Here is a 20433-nt window from a genome sequence, read left to right on the forward strand (position 1 = left end):
TTTTACGGATTAGAACACTATAGGAATGCTCTCCTTTAGCTCAAAGCACCAATGCCTTGGGGAGAGTAGGGCCAGAATGTATAGACACATCGTATAAGAATTAACCAGGCATCTACTCATATATACGTTATTTATTAGTCACTTAGGCTTTATATGTCTATAGGTTATAAATAATGATTTTTTTATTCGTTTACAGTCCTTAAAGAATAACTATACTGGCTCCAATAGAAACTAATAACTGGCCCCATTCGAACCGATAAAGGTTCGACACTGGCCCCAACCTTCAAGTGAGGCGGATTATGTTGGCACAAGCTGCGGTTCAACCATCGGTAACTGTTCGTTCCCCTGCACAGGCTGTTAAGGCGTGCGCACCAGTGAAGCAGGCTAAACCGATGATGCGCGAAGTTGCCAAGGCTCCTGTTAAGGAAGAGCAGCCTCGCTACGATTTCGTTGGTATCGCTGGCTAAGCGATACGCGATCAGCGGTTTGAAGTTCCCCTTTAACCGCTGAACTTTGCAATAAAAAAGCCCCGGTTCTGAAGAAACGGGGCTTTTTTGTGTGCGTTAGAACAAGAGATTACTCGTCCTCTTTCTCCGGCAGCGGCACGATCAACACGGGGATGCGAGAACGGTTCAGGACGTTCTTCGCAACACTGCCCAGGAAGGTGTGCATGATGCCTTTCTCGTGAGTACCCATCACGATCATATCCGCGCCAATGTCTTTGGAGTAGTTGATGATCGTTTCTGCAGGGTAGGCTTCAACAATTTTAATCGACTTGATCTGCTCACGTACGGCCGCGTCATCTTTGTGAATTTCACTCCAGAAGCGTTCCTGGCGTTGTTTCATCTTGTCTTCAGCGTGATGAACTCGCTCTTTCAGAATGTCGTGACGGCTCTTGGAATCCATCACATAGGTCTGGAAGGTGATCTTTGCATCGGTAGAGAGTTTCTCAACAACGTGCAGGATGTGGATCTCAGCACCGGTCTTCTTGGCCAGGTAGGTAGCCTGTTCAAACGCCGCAGTGGAGCCTTTGGACAGATCTGTGCTGTAAAGGATTTTGCGCATTTCAGGTAGCATAATCGTAGTTCCCGTTACAAAAGCTTAAGCAGCCGACCCGGATGGGTCGGCTGAACCGGATCAGGCTGGCTAGTAGCCAAGAAGCCTAGGCAGGAAGAGCGCGATCTCCGGGATGAACGCGATGATAAACACGGCCACAGTCGACATAGCGGCAAATGGCAGGGCTTTAACAGTAACTTCTTCCAATGATATGTTCGAAATACCGGAGGCTACGAACAGGTTCTCGCCCAGTGGTGGGGTAGAGAAGCCGATGGACAAGCTACATACCATCACGATACCAAAGTGGATCGGATCGATACCCAGGTTATAGGTAACCGGCAGCAGTACCGGGGTCAGGATCATGATTGCCGCCAGTGTCTCCATAAACATGCCTACGAACAGCAGGAAGGCGATAATCAGGAACCAGATCATGTACAGGTTGTCGGTCAGGCTCAGCATGGACTCGGCAACGATAGCCGGGATCTGATTCTCTACCAGCAGACGACCAAATACGGTAGCGGTGAAGAGGATCAGCAGTACACGACCAGATAACCAGGTGGTGGTTTCCAGCGAGCGGAACAGATCTTTCCAGGTCAGTTCTTTATGGATGAAAGTACCAACAAACAGGGTGTAGAAGATCGCAACGATCGCGGATTCGGTTGGTGTAAAGAAGCCGGAGTAGATACCACCCAGGATTACCAGAGGCGCCATGATGGACCAGAAACCGGTCTTAAACGCGTCCATGATGTTTGCGAAATCCCAGCCACCTTCGGTGCCCTTGTAGCCCAGGCGTTTACAGCGAATGTAGTTGAGCAACAACAGGGCGCAAGAGATAACGACGCCCGGCAGGAAGCCTGCAACGAACAGCTTGGTGATCGATACACTCTGGAATTCACCGTGCGCAGCGATCGCTTCTGGTGGCACGGTCAGACCGATTGCAGAGATACCGAAGATTACCATCGGGATAGAGGGTGGAATTACGATACCCAGGCCACCGGAAGAGGCTGTTACAGCAGAGGCGTAACCTTTGTCGTAACCACGGTTAACCATCGCCGGGATCATCAGCATACCTACCGCTGCAGTGGTTGCAGGGCCGGAACCGGAGATTGCACCGAAGAACATACATGCCAGTACGGCTGCTGCGGAGATGCCACCGGTTACCGGACCGGCAAAACTCTCAGCGAGGTGTACCAGGCGTTTCGATATACCCGCCGCTTCCATCAAGGCACCGGCCAGGATGAAGGAGGGTAGCGCCATCAGTGGGAACGAGCCCACAGAGGTAAATGCAATTTGTACGAACTTAATTGGGTTCTGATCGAGATACAGAAACGATGACAGTGCCGCCACACCGAGTGCAACCGTCACCGGGGCGCCCATCACCAGTAGGACCAAAAAGGACCCAAACAATATCATTACTATGGAAGATTCAGCCATGTCCTGCTCCGATTATGCGGCTTTGTTATTGTTGTTTTCGTCGATATCGTGTTCGAAGATCTCATCAAGTTCCTGAGAGTCCGGGTCACGGATATCAATGCCTTTAACCAGCTTGTAGTAGTTCACCTGAATGATGCGCAGTGTCATCAGTGCGAAAGCGATTGGCAGAATCATGTAGATGTACTTCATCGGTACACCCAGAGTCTGAGACTTCCAGAACAGGTTCATACGGTTAAAGACGAAATCGTATGCCAGGTAGACGAAGTAACAGTTGAAGCCGATCCAGATCAGATCGGAAATTACTTCCAGAATTGGTGGCATCCAGGATGGCATCATTTTGTACTGGAAGGTAACGCGGTTATGGGCTGCGAGCTTGGCGGCGTAGCTGGCGCCAAAGAACACAAACCATACAAACATATATACAGAAAGCTCTTCACTCCAGGAGAAGGAGTAGCCGAACAGCTGGCGTGACACAATCTGTGCGAACAGCAGTGTCACAAACATGGCCAGCAATGTACGACAGATGTAGCTTTCAATATTATCAAGGAATTTAAAGATCTTACTGCCCATGTTGAGGCCTCCGGTAAAGGCCCACACAAGACGCTATGTGTGGGCCAGATAGATGAAATATCAGTACAGGGATTATTAATCCTTAGATTTCATCACGACCCAGAGCGCGCAGCAGGTCATTCACCTTGCCTTTGCCACCTACAGACTCGTAGAACTTAGGCCATACTGACTCCTGAGCTCGTTTAGCCCACTCAGCTTCGTCCTGCAGCGCATCGATCTGCATACCGTATTTGCTCACCAGTTCTTTCTTGATTGTCGCTTCTTTTTCCTGCAGCCACTGGTAGCTGTGCTCAGTCGCCTCTTTACCCGCTGCCAGGATAGCTTTCTGTGTTGCTTCGTTCTGGTCCTGGAACAGGGATTCGGAGATGATCAGCGGTTCCAGCAGGAACAGGTAGTGCAGGTCGGTGATGTACTTCTGTACTTCACCGAACTTCATCGCATAAATGGTGATGTACGGAGTGTCCTGGCCGTCAACTACGCCCTGCTGCAGAGCGGTGAAGGTTTCGGACCAAGCCATCGGTGTTGGGTTATTGCCCCAGGACTTGTAGGTGTCGATCATGATCTCGTTCTTAGGAACACGTACCACGACACCGTCCAGATCCGCCAGTTTCTGGATTGGCTTCTTGGAGTTACTCAGAACACGGAAACCGGAGTAGGTCCAGCCGACGATACGTACGCCGGAGTCGCGGATAGTATTCTTAACCAGCTCTTCGCCAAAGTCGCTGTTTACAGTCTGTTTAGCCTGTTCCAGATTTTCGAAGATGTATGGCAGAGAGAGGATGCCCAGAGAAGGGGAGAAAGGAGCGAGGTTGTTACTTGCCAGAATAGAAAAGTCCAGAGTGCCTAGAGCGGCGTCGTTAACGGTGTCCTGCTCGGAACCCAACTGACCGTTCAGGAACAGTTTAGCGGAGTGTTTGCCGTCGGTTTTCTTTTCAAGCAGCTCAATGAACTTAAGGCCTAGCTGTTCCTGTGCACTACCGCCGCCGTCACCTACGGCGATATTCCAGTTTGCTGCCATTGCACTTGCAGAGAAGAGAAGGCCAGCGGTCAGGGAAAGTACTTTTGCCATGTTATTCTTATGTTTCATAAGTAACTCCTGAATGTTTTGATCCACCCATCCGGCGACGGGTGGGAGAGTCATGGTGGCCAGGTGATGCTGGCCAATCCGTGAACGGTGAAACGCAGTGTCTCTGTGTTAGCAGGCGGTCGAATCAGGTGTCCCGGATTATCATCACTCCCTGGAATCTGTTGATTGGGCTCTACTGGATTTGCGTTACCAGCAGGTTTCAGAATCTCAGCGTGATAATGTTATACATAGTCAACCTATGAGATTTTCTTGTTTAGGACCAGCTATCGCAGCCCGGTGGAGCCAGCTCGAAAGCCAGTATTTATGCGGCCTACAACGGAATGGCAATGTATTCAATATAGCTGAAATTGGGCCAGGGCGTGTGGGGCCTGAATTATCTGTTTGTGTATAAAATCTCCCGGAAATCAAAGGCTGGCGGTGGTTGTAAGTCTTGTGCTTGCAAATCTGGTCGCATACCCTGATATGAAACACCTTGTTAAGTTAAATAGATGAAAGTTGTAGATAATAACAATAAAATATATGAAAAAATAACATCAATATTCACCCTTGTATTGATGGGTGGTAGAAAATAAACGAGTTCTGAAGGTGTGCCTGTGGGGCCAGGTAGCACGCCTGACAAATGACACGTTGTATAGCGGGTACCGTATGAGTGAAACAGAGAAAGGAACAGCAGAATCCGAAAACTTGCGTATCGGACGCCAGATTCGCGATCTGCGTAAGGCTAAGAAAATTACCCTGACCACAATGGCAGAGAAGATAGACCGCTCAGTGGGATACGTCAGTCAGGTAGAGCGGGGCGTGTCCGCGCTCCCAATCCCCGTCCTGCAAAAAATCTGTGAGGTATTAGGCGTACAGATAAGTTGGTTCTTCCACGCTGACAGTGAAGCACCGATGGACGAACTGAACTATATCGTCCGCAAAGGTGCCCGCCGTAGCCTCAACTTCTCTGGTACCGGGATACGCGAAGAACTTCTGTCGCCGCGTTTAAGTGATCAGATACAGATGATCCTGACAACGTTCGCGCCACAAGCGGGCAGTACAGAGTCGCGTGAACGAAAAGGCGAAGAAGCGGGTTTTGTTCAATCTGGCATGTTAGAGCTGGGGGTGGGCGATAAGCGCTTCTTGCTTCAGGCCGGTGATAGCTTTTCCCTGACCGGTGATGAGCCGCATTGGGTTCGCAATCCATCTGATGACCAGGAATGTGTCGTGGTTTGGACAATCGTGGGCGGTGGCTATTGATTGCCTTTACGTAACAGTGTCTTCATTCAAAAAAGGGCGACAGTTTTAAGTCGCCTTTTTTGTATCTGGTTGTTATACCGTTATCTTGCTTGCTATTCCCATAACCCATATTTACCTCAGAGGAATCGCGTTAAACAGGGCGGGGAGTAATCACTTGGTACCTTTATAGCGTGTAGCACTTTACCTTGTGCATTGCGTTTCTGATGCGGGGCGTTATTGCGTGTTCTTTTGCATTGCGTTTTTTCATGATGCCTTCCCGCTTATTGTTGAATAACACTTAAGAATAACTGTTTAAGTTATTGATACATATGGAAATGATGTTTTATGGAAGGGCTGTCCATAATGAATATATGAGAAAATATAACATTAAGGTGAAAAAAAGAATTGTAAATTTCATCGCTCTTCACTATCTTTGCCTCCATCAAGACCGGCAACAAACCGGTATAAAAATAAAAAATGACAGGCTGTCGGGTGAAACAATAACCCGCAGTGTGAGGAGTAAGTGATGTACGATCCGTTGATCTCAGCCCATCCAGGTGGCTTGAGTTACCCTGATTCCTACTGGGTAGATACGGCTGGTGAAGCACCGGCCGATGATGGTCCGGTACAGGCAGATATTGATGTCGATGTGGCAGTCATTGGTGGCGGTTATACCGGCCTTTCAGCTGCCTACTACCTGGCAAGCGAACACAACATCGATACGGTTGTGCTGGAAGCAAACGGCACTGGCTGGGGTTGCAGTGGCCGTAACGGTGGTTTCGCTCTGAAAGCGGGTGGTCGTCTTTCCTACCAGAAGATGATCAAGCGCTATGGTGAAACCATGGCACGCCGTATGTTTGACGAGATCTTCGAGGGCCTGGACCGTGTTCGTGGCCTGATTAAAGATGAACAGATCGATTGCGACCAGCAGCCCGACGGTCACCTTTGGGTGGCGCATCGTCCGCGTATGATGAAAGCGATCCACTCTGAAGCGCGCTTCCTAAAAGACTTCTTCGATTACGACGTAGATATCCTGAGCCGCGAAGAGTTGGAGAAAGATCATTTTACCAGTGATGAAGCCTATGGCGCCATGCGTTTCCGTGACGGTTTCGGTGTACACCCCTTGAAACTGGCGTACGGATATCACCGTCTAGCCCGTGCGGCTGGCTCGCGTGTACACACCAATAGTCCGGTGATTGAATGGCGCCGTGAGGGTAAGCGTCACCTGTTGGTAACGCCGGGTGGTGTGGTGCGTGCCAATAAGGTGATCTGCGCCACGAACGGTTACACCTCACAGCAGCTTCATTCCAAGCTAAAAAACCGCAGTTTCCCGGTGCTCTCCAATGTTGTGGTTACCCGTCCGCTGACAGATACCGAACTGTCGGCAACCAACTTCGTCAGCAGTGATGTCATCACCGATACCCGCACACTGCGTTTCTACTACCGTAAGCTGCCTGACAACCGCATCCTGATCGGTGGTCGCAGCGCGATCACCGGCGCTGATGCCAGCAACCCAAAACACAACGATAACCTGATAAATGCATTGAAAACCAAGTTCGGTGCACTGGGTGATCTTACCTACGACTATCAGTGGGGTGGTTGGGTTTGCGTAACTTTTGACGACGTACCGCATATCCACGAAGCCGAGCAGGACTCCGTGTTCTATGCCATCGGTTACGGTGGCAGCGGTGTGACCTTCTCCGTACAGGCCGGTATGCGTCTGGCGGAAAAAGTGGCAGGCAAAACGCAAGACCACGATCTGCCGGTGCTTCGGACCGCCGCGCCTAAATTCCCCTTTGCGCCGTTCCGTCGAGTTGGTCAACGTGCGCTTTACCACTACTACTTCGCCCGAGACGAAAAAGCTTAAGGAGATCCAATATGAACCCAAGTTACATCGATCAGGTTGTTAGCTTTGATGAAGCCCCAAAACCACTGGGGCCCTTTGTAACACCACCTGACCGTCTGCTGAAAGGTGATCCATCCCAGGCAATCGTGAACTACGTTGAGGAACTGGACGGTAAATTTATCGCAGGCCTGTGGGAGAGCGAGCCGGGTAAATGGAAGGCTGTACCGGGCCGCCGTGAGTTCTGCTACATCATCTCTGGTGACGTGATTATCAGCGATGTGAAGGGCGGTCAGAAGCGCTATAAGGCGGGTGACTCCTTTATGTTGCCGTATGGTTTTGATGGTTACTGGGAGGTTTTGGAGACCTGTCAGAAGTACTACGTGATTCTGCAGGACTGATCCCCAATCACAGTCCCTTGGCAGGGTGTAACCCCGGGTTGTCATGCTCGGCTCGGGGTTTTTCTTTCACGCGGATGGCGTGTGTATACTCGATGCAGTTGGGTCAGGGATGATCCGTTTTTTTATTTGATGTCCTGGCTAAAGGTATTTGGTCTTTTTTTCTTATCAGTGCCTGCGTCTCCCACCTGTCAGCCTGCAGTCTTGATTATCTTTTATCCTCTCCATGGCGGAGTTTGCGTATGGCAGCGCTCACGCTGCCGGCAGGCTAAAGCCTACCCTACGGCGAATCTACCTACACCCAGGATATCGGGTAGTCTTTTAGCTCCCCTTATCAATGCCGCGCAGCTTGCTCAGCAGCGCATGGTTTTAAGAATTTCCTATCCTCGTGCGTGGCGCCTAATGTAGGGCAGCGTTCACGCTGCCGGTAGGCTAAAGCCAAGCCTACGGCGAATCTACCTACACCCAGGATGTCGGGTAGTCTCCAAATTCCCTTATCAGTGCGGTGTAGTTCGCTCTGCGGCGCATGGTTTTAAGAGTTTCCTATCCTCTCTGCACGTCGAGATTACTGTAGGGCAGCGTTCACGCTTCCGGTAGCCTGAAGGCTACCCTACGGCGAATCTACCTACACCCAGGATGTCGGGTAGTCTTCAAATTCCCTTATCAGTGCGGTGTAGTTCGCTCTGCAGCACTCAGTTTTGTGATTTTTCTATCCTCTCTGCACGTCGAGATTACTGTAGGGCTGCGTTCACGCTGCCGGTAGGCTAAAGCCTACCCTCCGGCGAATCTATCTACACCCAGGATATCGGGTCGTCTTTAAATTCCCCTTATCGGTGCGGCGTAGTTCGCTCTGCAGCACTCAGTTTTGTGATTTTTCTATCCTCTCTGCACGTCGAGATTACTGTAGGGCTGCGTTCACGCTGCCGGTAGCCTATTTGTAAGACCGGGGTCTGGTTACGTTACTCTACATTTCAGCTCCCTGTAGCAGCCCGCTCTGAGGGCGATATTGCTTCGAGGTTCGAAAATGTAGCGGTCGGCAGCCTAAAGGGCATAAAAGTCCGTTTCTACAAATGCGTCGTAGCCCTCACCGAGTATGATGCAACAGCCAACAATAGAGACGCCTGATTTGCTAGGTGTTGCCTATGGCTCAAGCCAACCCACCTATACCTTTCTCGGAACGGAGGACGTGCACAAAAAAGCCCGGCATGTACCGGGCAAATTGAGCCTCTTGGGGAGGGGATCAAACTTCACCGAGAGTTCGTCAACACTCGATCACATTAACCGCGAGGCCCCCGCGGGATGTCTCCTTATATTTATCCGACATATCGTGCCCGGTATCACGCATGGTGGTGATCGCCTTATCCAGGGACACAAAGTGTGTTCCGTCACCGCGGATCGCCATGGTCGCCGCGTTGATCGCTTTCATTGCGGCCATTGCGTTACGCTCGATGCACGGCACCTGTACCAATCCACCGATTGGGTCGCAGGTCAGCCCGAGGTTGTGCTCGATTCCGATCTCGGCTGCGTTCTCCACCTGGGCCGGTGTGCCACCGGTGGCTTCCGCAAGACCGGCAGCAGCCATCGCGCAGGCTGATCCGACTTCACCCTGGCAACCGATCTCCGCACCAGAGATAGATGCGTTGAGTTTGCACAGAATGCCGATAGCCGTAGCGGCCAACAGGAACTTGATGATGCCTTCCTCATCCGTGTTCGGGCAGAAGTTGTCGTAGTAGTGCAGGACCGCCGGGATGATGCCCGCCGCACCGTTGGTTGGTGCAGTAACCATACGGCCGCCTGCGGCGTTCTCCTCACTAACAGCCAGCGCGTACAAGTTGACCCAATCCATCGCGCCCAGTGATGGGGTGATCATATCCATGCGGGTGCGTTGTCTCAGGTCCTTATGCAGAATAGGCGCACGACGTTTTACCTTTAGGCCACCCGGTAGGATGCCTTCTTTGGTAAAACCGTTCTGTACGCACTCCTTCATTACCTGCCATAGATGTAGGATGCCTTCGCGTACTTCTTCTTCCGAGCGCCACGCCTTTTCGTTCTCCATCATCAATTCGCTGATGGAGAGATCATTGGCCCCGCACATCTCCAGCAGCTCTTCACCGCTACGAAATGGATAGGGCAGTTCGGTTTTGTCTTCGGTGATGCGGTCACTGCCTGCAGCGTCTTCGTCCACCACAAAACCACCACCTACGGAGTAGTACACGCGATGGGAGAGACAGTTACCGTCGGCGTCCCACGCGGTAAAACTCATGCCGTTCGGGTGGTACGGCAGGCTTTCTTTGCGGTGGAACACCAGATCACGGTTGGCCTGGAAATAAACATCGTGATTGCCCATTAAGCGGATACGCTGGGTGCGTGTAACTTCCTCTACCCGTGTATCCACGATATCGGGATTGATCAATTCAGGGGCGTGACCTTCAAGCCCCATGATAAAGGCAGAGCCGGTACCGTGGCCTTTACCGGTGGCACCTAACGAGCCAAACAGTTGTGACTCGACCCGAGCGATGTTCGAAATCAGGCGGGATTCCTGCAAACATTCGACGAACAATAATGCGGCCTTCATGGGGCCCACAGTATGAGAGCTGGAGGGGCCAATGCCGACCTTCAGCAGATCAAATAGACTGATAGCCATCGTTACATTACCTAAGGAACCTGCTTACAAGTCCGAAACGCCTCTGGCATTCAGAGAAAGTCTCGGACTTATTCGCGGGTTCCCTAATATTGCATCCACGAGCGCACGTCGCACCCGTGTTGCGGGATGAGTTTACGAGTGTCTGTTTCCGGGTGCCCGTCGGAAACAGACCCGTGAGGCGGATCGCTTAACGGTAAACCGGGAAGTCAGCGCACAGGGCGGTAACTTGCTGCTTAACGTTTTCAATCACATCCGGGTTGTCCATGTCGTCAAGGATGTCGCAGATCCAGTGGGTGAGCTGGCGACACTGTTCGATCTTGAAGCCTCGGCTGGTTACAGCGGGGGAGCCGATACGCAGGCCACTGGTCACAAACGGAGAGTTCGGATCGTTTGGCACCGAGTTTTTGTTGACCGTGATGTTGGCACGGCCCAGTGCCGCATCCGCATCTTTACCGGTGATGCCTTGCTTAATCAGGCTCAGCAGGAACAGGTGGTCGTCGGTGCCGCCAGATACCACTTCGTAGCCGCGCTCGATAAACACCTCAGCCATGGTGCGGGCGTTTACCAATACCTGCTTCTGGTACTCGGTGAACGCTGGTTCTAATGCTTCTTTAAACGCGACCGCTTTAGCCGCAATTACGTGCATCAAAGGGCCGCCCTGACCACCCGGGAATACCGCTGAGTTCAGCTTCTTCTCGATCTCAGAATTGGCCTTGGCCATGATCAGGCCGCCACGTGGCCCACGCAGGGTTTTGTGGGTAGTGGTGGTTACCACATCGGCAATTGGGACCGGAGACGGGTACAGGCCCGCTGCAACCAGACCGGCGATGTGCGCCATATCCACGAACAGGTACGCACCCACTGCGTCGGCGATATCACGGAAACGCTGCCAGTCGACGATTCGGGAATAGGCGGAGAAACCCGCTACGATCATCTTCGGTTTATGTTCCTGTGCCAGACGTTGCACTTCGTCGTAGTCGATCTCACCGGTTGCATCGTTCAGGCCGTACTGAACCGCGTTGTAGATTTTACCGGAGAAGCTCACTTTGGATCCGTGGGTCAGGTGGCCACCGTGGGCCAGGCTCATACCTAGTACCGTATCGCCCGGTTCGCACAGTGCCATGTATACGGCCGCGTTTGCCTGTGAACCGGAGTGGGGCTGAACGTTGCAGTAATCCGCACCGAACAGTTCAGCTGCACGGTCGATTGCCAGCTGCTCGACAGTATCCACGTGTTCACAGCCACCGTAGTAACGTTTGGCCGGATAGCCTTCAGCGTACTTGTTGGTCAGTACAGAGCCCTGCGCCTTCATCACGCGCGGGCTGGTGTAGTTTTCAGACGCGATCAGTTCGATATGCTCTTCCTGACGCGTACTTTCCAGCTGCATCGCTTCCCAGAGGGCGTCGTCGTAACCCTGGATATCATCATTCTTGTTAAACATCGGACTCTCCTTTAATCAGTTACACGCGTGAATCGGTTGGCTTTCGGATTCGATCAGTTCCTGGAAGGCATCAACGCCGGCCTGAGAAACCATTTCGTCCTGGTCCGGTGTTCCGGAGCTGCAGCCGATGCCCCCCACAATTTGTTCGTTTGCGAACAGGGGCAGACCACCGGCAACGATAGAGAAGCGTCCCTGGTTGCTGGTGTTGATACCGAATGCCGGTTTCCCCGGTGTGCTGATCTCGCCATAGGCGCGGGTGGACTTGCGTGCGGCAGATGCGGTAAAGGATTTTCCGATGCTGATATCGATGCTGGTGATACGTGCGTTGTCCATGCGTTGGAACATCAACAAATTACCGCTGTCGTCGGTAATGGCGATATCCATATCCACATCAATCTCCTCAGCCTTGGCAACACAAGCCTGCATGATCACTTTGGCATCGTCGAGTGTAAGTTTTGGTGCCATTTTCATTGTTTTTCACCATTTATTTTTATTTGAAAACGCGAACCTGGCATGTACGCGACCATCCCGCAGTACGCGCCGGGTAAACATGACGTAGCGGAACGAGCTTAAAGAATGCGATCCAGAGTCTGGGTAAAGGTGTTCACGGCGGTATCGACGTCGTATAGCTTGTCGAGACCAAACAATCCGATACGGAAGGTTTTGAAGTCGGCTGGTTCATCACACTGAAGTGGAACACCCGCCGCAATCTGCATGCCTTGTGCAGCAAATTTCTGACCGTTATGAATGGAAGAATCCTGGGTGTAGCTCACCACAACGCCGGGTGCTTCAAAGCCTGGTGCCGCCACACTCTGAATGCCGCGTTCGGCCAGTGCCGCGCGTACTTTCTGCCCCAGTTCGCTCTGCGCGGCTTTCAGTTTGTCGAAACCATACTCTTCCGTTTCACGCATCACATCGGCGAAACGGGCGAGAGAATCGGTTGGCATGGTGGCGTGGTAAGCGTGCGCGCCTTTTTCGTAGGTTTCCATGATCTGCAGCCACTTTTTAAGGTCGCAGGCAAAGCTGCTGCTTTCGGTGGATTCGATCGCTTCTCGCGCTTCCATGTTCATCATCACCAGCGCGCAACATGGGGAACCGCTCCAGCCTTTTTGGGGGGCGCTGATCAGTACATCGACGCCGCAGGCTTCCATGTTGACCCACATTGCACCGGAGGCGATGCAATCCAAAACAAACAGACCGCCCACCGTGTGCACGGCATCGGCAACGGCACTAATGTAATCATTGGGCAGGATCATGCCGGAGGACGTTTCCACATGAGGGGCGAATACAACCTGAGGCTTTTCACGCAGGATAGTGGCAACCACTTCATCGATGGCTGCCGGGGCAAATGCAGCAGTGCTTTGGTCAGAAATCTGGCGCGCTTTCATTACGGTGCACTCAGAAGGGATAGAACCCATCTCGAGAATCTGCGTCCAGCGGAAGCTGAACCAGCCGTTGCGAATAACCAGACACTTCTTGTTCGTAGCGAACTGACGTGCAACTGCTTCCATACCGAAGGTACCGCTGCCTGGAACGACAACCGCCGAATGCGCGTTGTAAACGCTTTTCAGTGTGCGGGAGATGTCGTTCATCACAGACTGGAAGGCCTGGGACATATGGTTGAGGGAGCGGTCTGTGTACACCACTGAGTATTCGAGCAAACCGGACGGATCAACGCTTGTGTTGAGGATGTTCATTTTTGTTCACCATGAAAATAAATAATATATTTTCATTTATCCTGCACCAATAAATATTTCATGGCAATAGCTTTTGTCTGATTTTTGATCATTTATTTTAAGTGTAAAATATGTTGTAAAAACAATGGTATAGATATTTTTATGGTGCATTCATTATCTCTGCTTATGCGTGAGATCGATATAGTGATTGATTTAGCTAGAAGGAAATAAAATTTCAAATAGTGCGCTTTAAAATGAAAATTGACTTTGTGGTTTCATGTAACTATAAAATGGCTAATTTGATCGATATTGCTGGGCGAGCCGCGAGCAACAGATCCATATATGAATAATCAAAATAAGAGGTGAGGATTATGGAACGTGAAGCGATGGAGTTTGATGTCGTCATTGTAGGGGCTGGGCCATCGGGTCTGGCAACCGCATGTCGACTGATGCAAAAAGCTCAGGAGGCTGAGCAGGAGCTGGCCGTATGCGTTGTAGAGAAAGGCTCTGAAGTAGGCGCGCATATATTGTCAGGTGCCGTCGTAGAGCCGCTTGCATTGGATGAGCTGTTCCCTGATTGGAAGGAACGCGGTGCACCTCTTAATACAGCCGTGACCGAAGACCAGATCTTCCTGCTGAAAGATGAAGAGAAGGCGCAGAAATTGCCAAACGGTCTTGTGCCTAAAACCATGCATAACCACGGTAACTATATCGCGAGTGTAGGTAATCTATGCCGCTGGTTGGCGGAGCAGGCGGAAGCGTTGGGCGTTGAAGTTTTCCCTGGCTTTACCGCGTCTGAAGTACTGTATAACGACGACGGCAGCGTACGCGGAGTTGCGACCGGTGATATGGGTATAGGTATGGATGGTGCGCCGAAAGACAGCTACATGCCGGGTATGGAGCTGCTGGCGAAATATACCGTCTTCTCCGAAGGCTGTCGTGGTCATCTGGGTAAGCAGCTGAACACCCAATTTGATCTCAGTTCGGAAGCGGATGCACAGCACTATGGCTTGGGTATCAAAGAGTTATGGGATATTGATCCAGCATTACATCAACCTGGATTGGTGCTTCATGGTACCGGTTGGCCGCTCAGCGGCAACACCAGTGGCGGCTTCTTCCTGTATCACACCGACAACAATCAGGTGGTTGTTGGCCTGATCGTCGACCTGAACTATGACAACCCATACGTCAGTCCATTTGATGAGTTCCAGCGTATGAAACACCACCCCGTGCTGCGCCAGTACCTGGAAGGCGGCAATCGTGTTTCTTATGGCGCACGTGCCATCACCAAGGGTGGTTTGAATGCATTGCCGAAGATGACTTTCCCGGGTGGTCTGCTGGTGGGCTGTGATGCAGGTACGCTCAACTTCTCCAAGATCAAAGGCACACACACGGCGATGAAGTCCGGCATGCTGGCCGCAGAAAGCATCTTTGATGCATTGAGCGCGGGTTGTGAGGGCGGTAAAGAGCTGGTGGATTATACCGATCGCTTCAAGGAATCCTGGTTGTACGATGAGCTGTACCGCAGCCGTAACTTTGGTCCGGCACTGCATAAGTTTGGTTCAATCGGTGGCGGTGCGTTTAATTTTGTCGATCAGAACCTGTTCGGTGGCAAACTGCCGATTACACTGCACGATAACCATGAAGACTTTGCGCAGCTGAAACCCGCTGATCAGTTTACACCAATTGATTACGGCAAGCCGGACGGCAAGATCAGCTTTGATAAGCTGTCCTCGGTGTTTCTATCAAACACCAACCATGAAGAAGATCAGCCGTGCCATCTGCAGCTTGCTGATGCGAATCTGCCGCTGTCCAAAAACCTGCCGTTATATGCCGAGCCTGCGCAGCGTTTCTGCCCGGCAGGCGTCTATGAGGTGGTAGAGGATGAGGGCGGCTCTCGCTTCCAGATCAACGCGCAGAACTGCCTGCACTGCAAAACCTGCGATATCAAAGACCCATCCCAGAACATCACGTGGGTAACGCCTGAAGGGGCGGGCGGGCCTAACTATCCGAATATGTAAGAATGTCGGTCAGGTTGGGTCACATACCTTGTGGCCCAACCAAATTCCCCTTCACATGTACCGGTCTAATTAACGAGTATTGCGTTATCCGCCGGACCTATCTTTTCCTGACAAGCCCCAGGCTATGCCACCTGCCAGTATCAGTATGATACCGCCCCAGGTCCAATCCATGCCTGCACCCAGCAGGCCTGCAAGCTCCAGGCACATACCGATAACCATAAGAACAATGCTGAACGCAACCATGTTACCTCCTGCTTATGTTTGGGAACCACGTGGGGGAAAATGACGACTGGATGTAGTGCTCTCAAGCACAGTCCCACTGGCTCCAAGTGTGGATACTGCATAAGACTTAGTTACTGAGATTGTGTTCATAGAAGAATGGGAAACTAATAGGCAGCTTGGCCATGCAGTCTCCTGTTAAAGCATGAACAGACCGTTTTATCCGGGATTTCCAGGTTATCGTTATTGGGTCGATAGTAGCTGCGTTGAATTGCGCCGCTGGTTTGATGCTGTTTCCGCTGTAATTGGGGGGGGGGTGAACGCTATGGCGGTGCAGCTTGAACGCATGTCGGGGGCTGAGATCGGAGGCATAAAAAAGCCCGACACGAGGTCGGGCAAAGGTAACGTGGAGTTACTTATGACAGAACATTAGGCATCCGATTTGAGCAGATCACCCTTCGGATCGTAGACACAGCCTTTGGTCGCTTTCGCCGGGTAGTGGTTACCCAGGATCTTAACCGTTAGCTCTGCGTCTATTGCGTCAACGTTGATGTATGCGAGCGCCAGGCTCTTCTGCACGCGATGGCCGTAACCACCGGAGCTGCACTGGCCCACAACCTTACCGTCCAGATAGACCGGTTCCATGCCAACAGACGCGTCCACGTCGGTGGAGTCGATCTCAAGCAACACAAGCTTGGTGCTGACACCTTGCTCCTTCTGCAGCGCCAGTGCCGCGCGGCCTTCGAATTCACCTTTGTCCAGTTTTACGAACCAGCCCAGATTCGCTTCCAGCGCGGTGTATTCGGTGATCAGGTCGTGGCCCCACATTGGATACCCTTTCTCAAGACGCATGGAGTCCATCGCGCGCAGGCCGAAGTCGGAGATGTTGTACTCTTTACCGGCGTCCATCAGTGCGTCGTAGATCGCCAGCTGATGCTCGATCGGGTGGTGCAGCTCCCAGCCCAGTTCACCTACGAAGTTCATACGCAGGGCACGCACCGGTGCGCCAGCCACAGTGATCTCCTGGCCGGTGAACCAAGGGAATGCGTCGTTGCTCAGGTCCGCATCGGTGATCTTGGACAGTACTTTACGTGCATCCGGGCCTGCCAGTACCAACGTGCCGTAGTCACGGGTGATGTTGGTCAGCTGTACACTGTTGTCGGATGGCAGGCGTTGTACCAGCCAGTCTTCGATCAGCTGCTCGCCTACTGCTGGCGCCATCATGTAGTAGTTGCCATTTTGCAGTCGGGTGATGGAAAATTCCCAGGCTACGCCGCCTTCATTGGTGAGTGGATGGGCAAGGGCGGTGGCGCCTATCTCAACCGGAATACAATTAGGGGAGATCGATTCCAGCCATGCGTGGGCACCTTCACCGGAAATCTCAAACTTGGTGAACGGCGACAGATCCAGTACGCCAACGTGCTTCTGTACATTGAGACACTCTGCCGCAACCGGCTCAAACCAGTTACCGCGGCGGAAACTGTGTTGTTCAACCGGTTCCATGCCTTCTGGGGCAAACCAGCTTGCACGCTCCCAACCGTAGTAAGCACCGAATACGGCGTTCTTCTGACGCTGGCGTTCGTAGATCGGTGCCTGTTTGATACCACGCTTTGCTGGACGCATCGCGTATTCGTTCGGGAAGCCCAACTGGTACTCGTTAGCGTAAACTTCGGTGGCTTTTTCTACGCAGAAGCTGTTGTCAGAGTAGTCGTCACCGAAGCGGCGAGGATCAAGCTCCCAAATATCCAGTTCCGGGTGACCGTTCACGATCCACTGGGACATGAAGTGACCTGCGCCACCGCCTTGTACGATACCGAAGTTAAAACCGGTACAGACGAAGTAGTTCTTGAAGCCGTGAACCGGGCCAATCAATGGGTGGCCGTCCGGGGTGTAGGTGATTGGACCGTTAACAACGGTCTTGATGCCCGCTTTGGTGATCAGCTCGACCTGCTCCATCGCGGTACACATAATGTCTTCGATACGGTCCAGGTCCGGTTGCAGCAGCTCCTGACCGAATGCCGCCGGTACGCCGTCTACCGCCCAAGGGATACCGCCTTTTTCGTACGGTCCCAGGATGAAACCTTTACCTTCCTGACGCAGGTAGTAGGACACATCCGGATCACGCAGCATCGGCAGCATCTTGTCGCGCTCTTCCAGTTCCGGGATGTTGTCGGTAACAATGAACTGGTGCTCCATCGATGCCATTGGCAGTTTATGGCCAACCATCGCCGCCACTTCGTTGGCGCGGAAACCGGCGGCGTTGACGATAATGCCTGCGTCGATCACACCTTTTTCAGTCGTCACCAGCCAACGACCGTTTTCCTGCTGCTCAATAGCAGTTACCGGGTTGCTGCGCACGATAGTCGCACCGCCTGCGCGGGCACCTGCAGCCATGGCGTTGGTCACACTGGTTGGATCGATGTGGCCGTCGGCCGGATCCCACATGCCACCCAGCAGACCGGTCGTATCCAGATACGGGTAAAGTTCTTTCAGACGCTCAACGGAAACCATCTCCAGGTTCAGGCCTGCCAGGTCGGACATCGCGACAACACGCTCGAACTCATCCATGCGATCTTGGGTGTGGGCCAGACGCACTGCACCGGTCGGGTGGTGGTCAACTGGCTGACCGGTTTCTTCCTGCAGGCGCCCATACAGCGCGATACTGTGCTGCTGCATCTTCATTACGTTGTAGCTGTTACTGAAGTGCGGCAGGTTGCCCGCTGCGTGCCAGGTAGAACCGGAGGTCAGCTCAATCTTCTCGGTGAGCATTACGTCGCTCCAGCCGAGTTTAGTCAGGTGGTAGAGCGTACTCACACCTGCAATGCCGCCGCCAATGATTAATACGTCAGTTTTATTTTTCATTTATGTATTCCCATCGTTCAGCCAAAGGTCGAGTGAACCCAGTCGTTCACTTGTAAGGACTTGGTTATCGATGTTATGAATGTATTCGACCATCGACAAACGATATATTTATTGCTTTCAGATAAGGTGAGCTAATGAAAGAAATGCTGACCAACAACATACAGCTAAACTGGTTGCGTACCTTTGAGGCGGCCGGTCGACGTCTGAGTTTTACGTTATCAGCGCAAGAGCTGAACATGAGCCAATCGGCTGTAAGCCAGCAAATACAGCTGCTTGAGCACCATTTGAACCAGAAGCTGTTTGTGCGCGCGAACCGTACTATTCAGCTAACGGATGCGGGGCGTTCCTTCCTGCCTTTGGTGCAGGACAGTATGCGTCAGCTGAACATTGGTGCCGCGCAGATCTTTACGCCGCTGAACCAGGCGGTGGTGGAAATTAATGTGAATACAGCCTTTGGTGTGCTTTGGCTTGCACCGCGGATGCAGCGTTTTAACACCATCTATCCGCAGATCACCATTCGCCAGTTGGGAACAAACTGGGCGACGGATTTTGATATCTCCACCGCTGAGTTAGAGATTCGCTACGGTGCAGGTAATTGGCCGGGGTTTGTTGCGCATCCACTCGTCAAACCAAAACTGAGGCCTTATTGCTCCGTGGCCAATGCTAAACGGGTTAGGCAACCGGCGGATCTCGAAAGCATGGTGTTGCTGGATGTGATTGGTACACCGCAGGGATGGAATGCCTGGATGGAGAAGATGGGACTGGCGGCCCCGGATGAACAGTCGCATCAATACATGGACAGCCACGCCACTGCGGTATCGATGGCTGCAAACGGCTTTGGGGTATGTCTAATGTATGACGAACTGATGGGGGAGGGCGTTTTAGCCAAGCAGCTGGTGGCCCCGTTTGTCGATACCATCGACACCGAAGGTAACTATTATTTGTGTTACCAGAACGATAAAGAACTGTCAGATGCCTCACGCATCTTTAAAGACTGGATATTGGGAAGTGGCGCACACAGCGAGTTGCGCTAAGCAAGGAACGGGTAGATAACGATGAAGCGGCATATACCATCACTGCATGCACTACGAGCGTTTGAAGCTACCGCACGATTGCTGAGTTTTCAGCAGGCTGCAAAAGAGCTGAATGTGACCCATTCCGCCGTTAGCCACCAGATCAAAAACCTGGAAGAGGATCTCGGCCAGCCACTGTTTGAGCGCTTGGGACGTACCATTGCGCTAACCGAAGTGGGGGCGGCGTATGTGGTTGAAATTCGTGAAGCGCTCAATATGATCGAAAGCAGCACCTACCGCATCTTTGGTGATCCGGATAAAGGTGACCTGTCGATTCAGGTGTATATGGGGATCGCATCCCGGTGGTTGGTACAGCGTCTGGGGGATTTCCGCGACCAGTATCCCGATATCAATATTGCCTTGTACAGTTCGTACTTCGACTGGGAATTTGAGCCGAACGCGGCGGATATTGGCATTATCTACAGCGAAACCACCACGCCGGGATTGATGTACCAGCCGCTGTTTAAAGGGATGTTGATACCGGTGTGCAGCCCGGATCTGATCGCCGATAATCCAAACCTGACGGTGATGGAACTGCTGGAGAAACCGTTCCTGCGCATCAAAGAATCACCCAATAACTTGCCCGAGTGGCTTAAACCTTTGGGTATCGATGAGAGCCACATTAACGTCGTGAGCGAACGGGACAACCACCAGTTGGCGCTAGAGGCGGCTATCGCCGGCCATGGCGTAGCGATTGTGCAGTCATTCTTCGCCAGTGGCGATATCGCGGGCAACAGGTTGGTGGTGCCGGTGGATATGAAAGTGCCGGAGATTGGAGCCTGGTACCTTGTACGCCCGTCACGGACGCTGTCGGACATGAAGGTGAATTACTTCTCCAACTGGCTTTACCGGCAGATCATGGCGGATAAGACGCTGTTGCGCGCGGGATAG

Annotated in this window: 17 protein-coding genes; 7 read left to right on the forward strand and 10 right to left on the reverse strand. The window is 52.2% G+C overall.

The features are described from left to right. The first annotated feature begins 299 nt into the window (after window positions 1-299). Window positions 300-467 carry a hypothetical protein gene (locus tag QKW35_RS06460; protein WP_282351608.1) on the forward strand — a complete coding sequence of 56 codons (168 nt, stop codon included), beginning with the start codon at window positions 300-302 and terminating at the stop codon, window positions 465-467. A gap of 109 nt (window positions 468-576) precedes the next feature. Here the strand turns inward: QKW35_RS06460 and QKW35_RS06465 are convergent, their stop codons facing one another. The 4 genes from QKW35_RS06465 to QKW35_RS06480 all read right to left on the reverse strand — a co-directional run bounded on the left by QKW35_RS06465 (window position 577) and on the right by QKW35_RS06480 (window position 4147). Then, window positions 577-1077 (reverse strand): universal stress protein, encoded by a 501-nt coding sequence (locus tag QKW35_RS06465; protein ID WP_282351610.1) that lies wholly within the window; start codon window positions 1075-1077, stop codon window positions 577-579. 69 nt (window positions 1078-1146) lie between these two features. Beyond that, window positions 1147-2490 (reverse strand): TRAP transporter large permease, encoded by a 1344-nt coding sequence (locus tag QKW35_RS06470; RefSeq protein WP_282351612.1) that lies wholly within the window; start codon window positions 2488-2490, stop codon window positions 1147-1149. 12 nt (window positions 2491-2502) lie between these two features. After that, complete coding sequence (locus tag QKW35_RS06475) at window positions 2503-3060, reverse strand: TRAP transporter small permease (protein ID WP_282351614.1); 558 nt, start codon at window positions 3058-3060, stop codon at window positions 2503-2505. An 82-nt stretch (window positions 3061-3142) separates the two neighbouring features. Next, window positions 3143-4147 carry a TRAP transporter substrate-binding protein gene (locus QKW35_RS06480; protein WP_282351616.1) on the reverse strand — a complete coding sequence of 335 codons (1005 nt, stop codon included), beginning with the start codon at window positions 4145-4147 and terminating at the stop codon, window positions 3143-3145. A 645-nt stretch (window positions 4148-4792) separates the two neighbouring features. On the opposite strand from QKW35_RS06480, the gene QKW35_RS06485 reads away from it, so the two are divergent. The 3 genes from QKW35_RS06485 (at window position 4793) to QKW35_RS06495 (ending at window position 7609) form a co-directional block, all read left to right on the forward strand. Next, complete coding sequence (locus QKW35_RS06485; RefSeq protein WP_282351618.1) at window positions 4793-5386, forward strand: helix-turn-helix domain-containing protein; 594 nt, start codon at window positions 4793-4795, stop codon at window positions 5384-5386. Window positions 5387-5891: 505 nt separating this feature from the next. Beyond that, a complete protein-coding gene (locus tag QKW35_RS06490) occupies window positions 5892-7232 on the forward strand; it encodes an NAD(P)/FAD-dependent oxidoreductase (RefSeq protein WP_282351620.1) in 1341 nt (446 codons plus the stop codon). An 11-nt stretch (window positions 7233-7243) separates the two neighbouring features. Beyond that, window positions 7244-7609, forward strand: coding sequence for a cupin domain-containing protein (locus QKW35_RS06495; RefSeq protein ID WP_282351621.1), 366 nt, complete (start codon window positions 7244-7246; stop codon window positions 7607-7609). 1258 nt (window positions 7610-8867) lie between these two features. On the opposite strand, the gene QKW35_RS06500 is transcribed toward QKW35_RS06495, so the two are convergent. From QKW35_RS06500 to QKW35_RS06515, 4 genes are all read right to left on the reverse strand, one after another. Continuing rightward, window positions 8868-10250, reverse strand: coding sequence for an L-serine ammonia-lyase (locus QKW35_RS06500; RefSeq protein ID WP_282351622.1), 1383 nt, complete (start codon window positions 10248-10250; stop codon window positions 8868-8870). Between the two features lie 187 nt (window positions 10251-10437). Continuing rightward, complete coding sequence (gene glyA, locus QKW35_RS06505; protein WP_282351623.1) at window positions 10438-11691, reverse strand: serine hydroxymethyltransferase; 1254 nt, start codon at window positions 11689-11691, stop codon at window positions 10438-10440. 15 nt (window positions 11692-11706) lie between these two features. Beyond that, on the reverse strand, window positions 11707-12162 hold the full coding sequence (locus QKW35_RS06510; protein WP_282351624.1) for a GlcG/HbpS family heme-binding protein: 456 nt from the start codon (window positions 12160-12162) through the stop codon (window positions 11707-11709). A 98-nt stretch (window positions 12163-12260) separates the two neighbouring features. Then, window positions 12261-13388, reverse strand: coding sequence for an aminotransferase class V-fold PLP-dependent enzyme (locus QKW35_RS06515; protein ID WP_282351625.1), 1128 nt, complete (start codon window positions 13386-13388; stop codon window positions 12261-12263). 350 nt (window positions 13389-13738) lie between these two features. Here QKW35_RS06515 and QKW35_RS06520 point away from each other — a divergent pair, with 350 nt between their 5' ends. Then, on the forward strand, window positions 13739-15388 hold the full coding sequence (locus tag QKW35_RS06520; protein ID WP_282351626.1) for an electron transfer flavoprotein-ubiquinone oxidoreductase: 1650 nt from the start codon (window positions 13739-13741) through the stop codon (window positions 15386-15388). An 84-nt stretch (window positions 15389-15472) separates the two neighbouring features. Here QKW35_RS06520 and QKW35_RS06525 read toward each other — a convergent pair whose 3' ends face one another. Then, complete coding sequence (locus tag QKW35_RS06525) at window positions 15473-15631, reverse strand: hypothetical protein (protein ID WP_282351627.1); 159 nt, start codon at window positions 15629-15631, stop codon at window positions 15473-15475. A gap of 405 nt (window positions 15632-16036) precedes the next feature. Next, a complete protein-coding gene (locus tag QKW35_RS06530) occupies window positions 16037-18469 on the reverse strand; it encodes a GcvT family protein (RefSeq protein ID WP_282351629.1) in 2433 nt (810 codons plus the stop codon). 134 nt (window positions 18470-18603) lie between these two features. On the opposite strand from QKW35_RS06530, the gene QKW35_RS06535 reads away from it, so the two are divergent. Beyond that, the gene (locus QKW35_RS06535) at window positions 18604-19503 is read left to right on the forward strand and encodes a LysR family transcriptional regulator (RefSeq protein WP_282351630.1); all 900 of its coding nucleotides are present in this window, start codon (window positions 18604-18606) and stop codon (window positions 19501-19503) included. A gap of 21 nt (window positions 19504-19524) precedes the next feature. Further along, a complete protein-coding gene (locus QKW35_RS06540) occupies window positions 19525-20433 on the forward strand; it encodes a LysR substrate-binding domain-containing protein (RefSeq protein ID WP_282351632.1) in 909 nt (302 codons plus the stop codon).

Origin of the sequence: Pontibacterium granulatum (assembly GCF_029961155.1) — a bacterium.
Classification (GTDB): domain Bacteria; phylum Pseudomonadota; class Gammaproteobacteria; order Pseudomonadales; family Balneatricaceae; genus Pontibacterium; species Pontibacterium granulatum.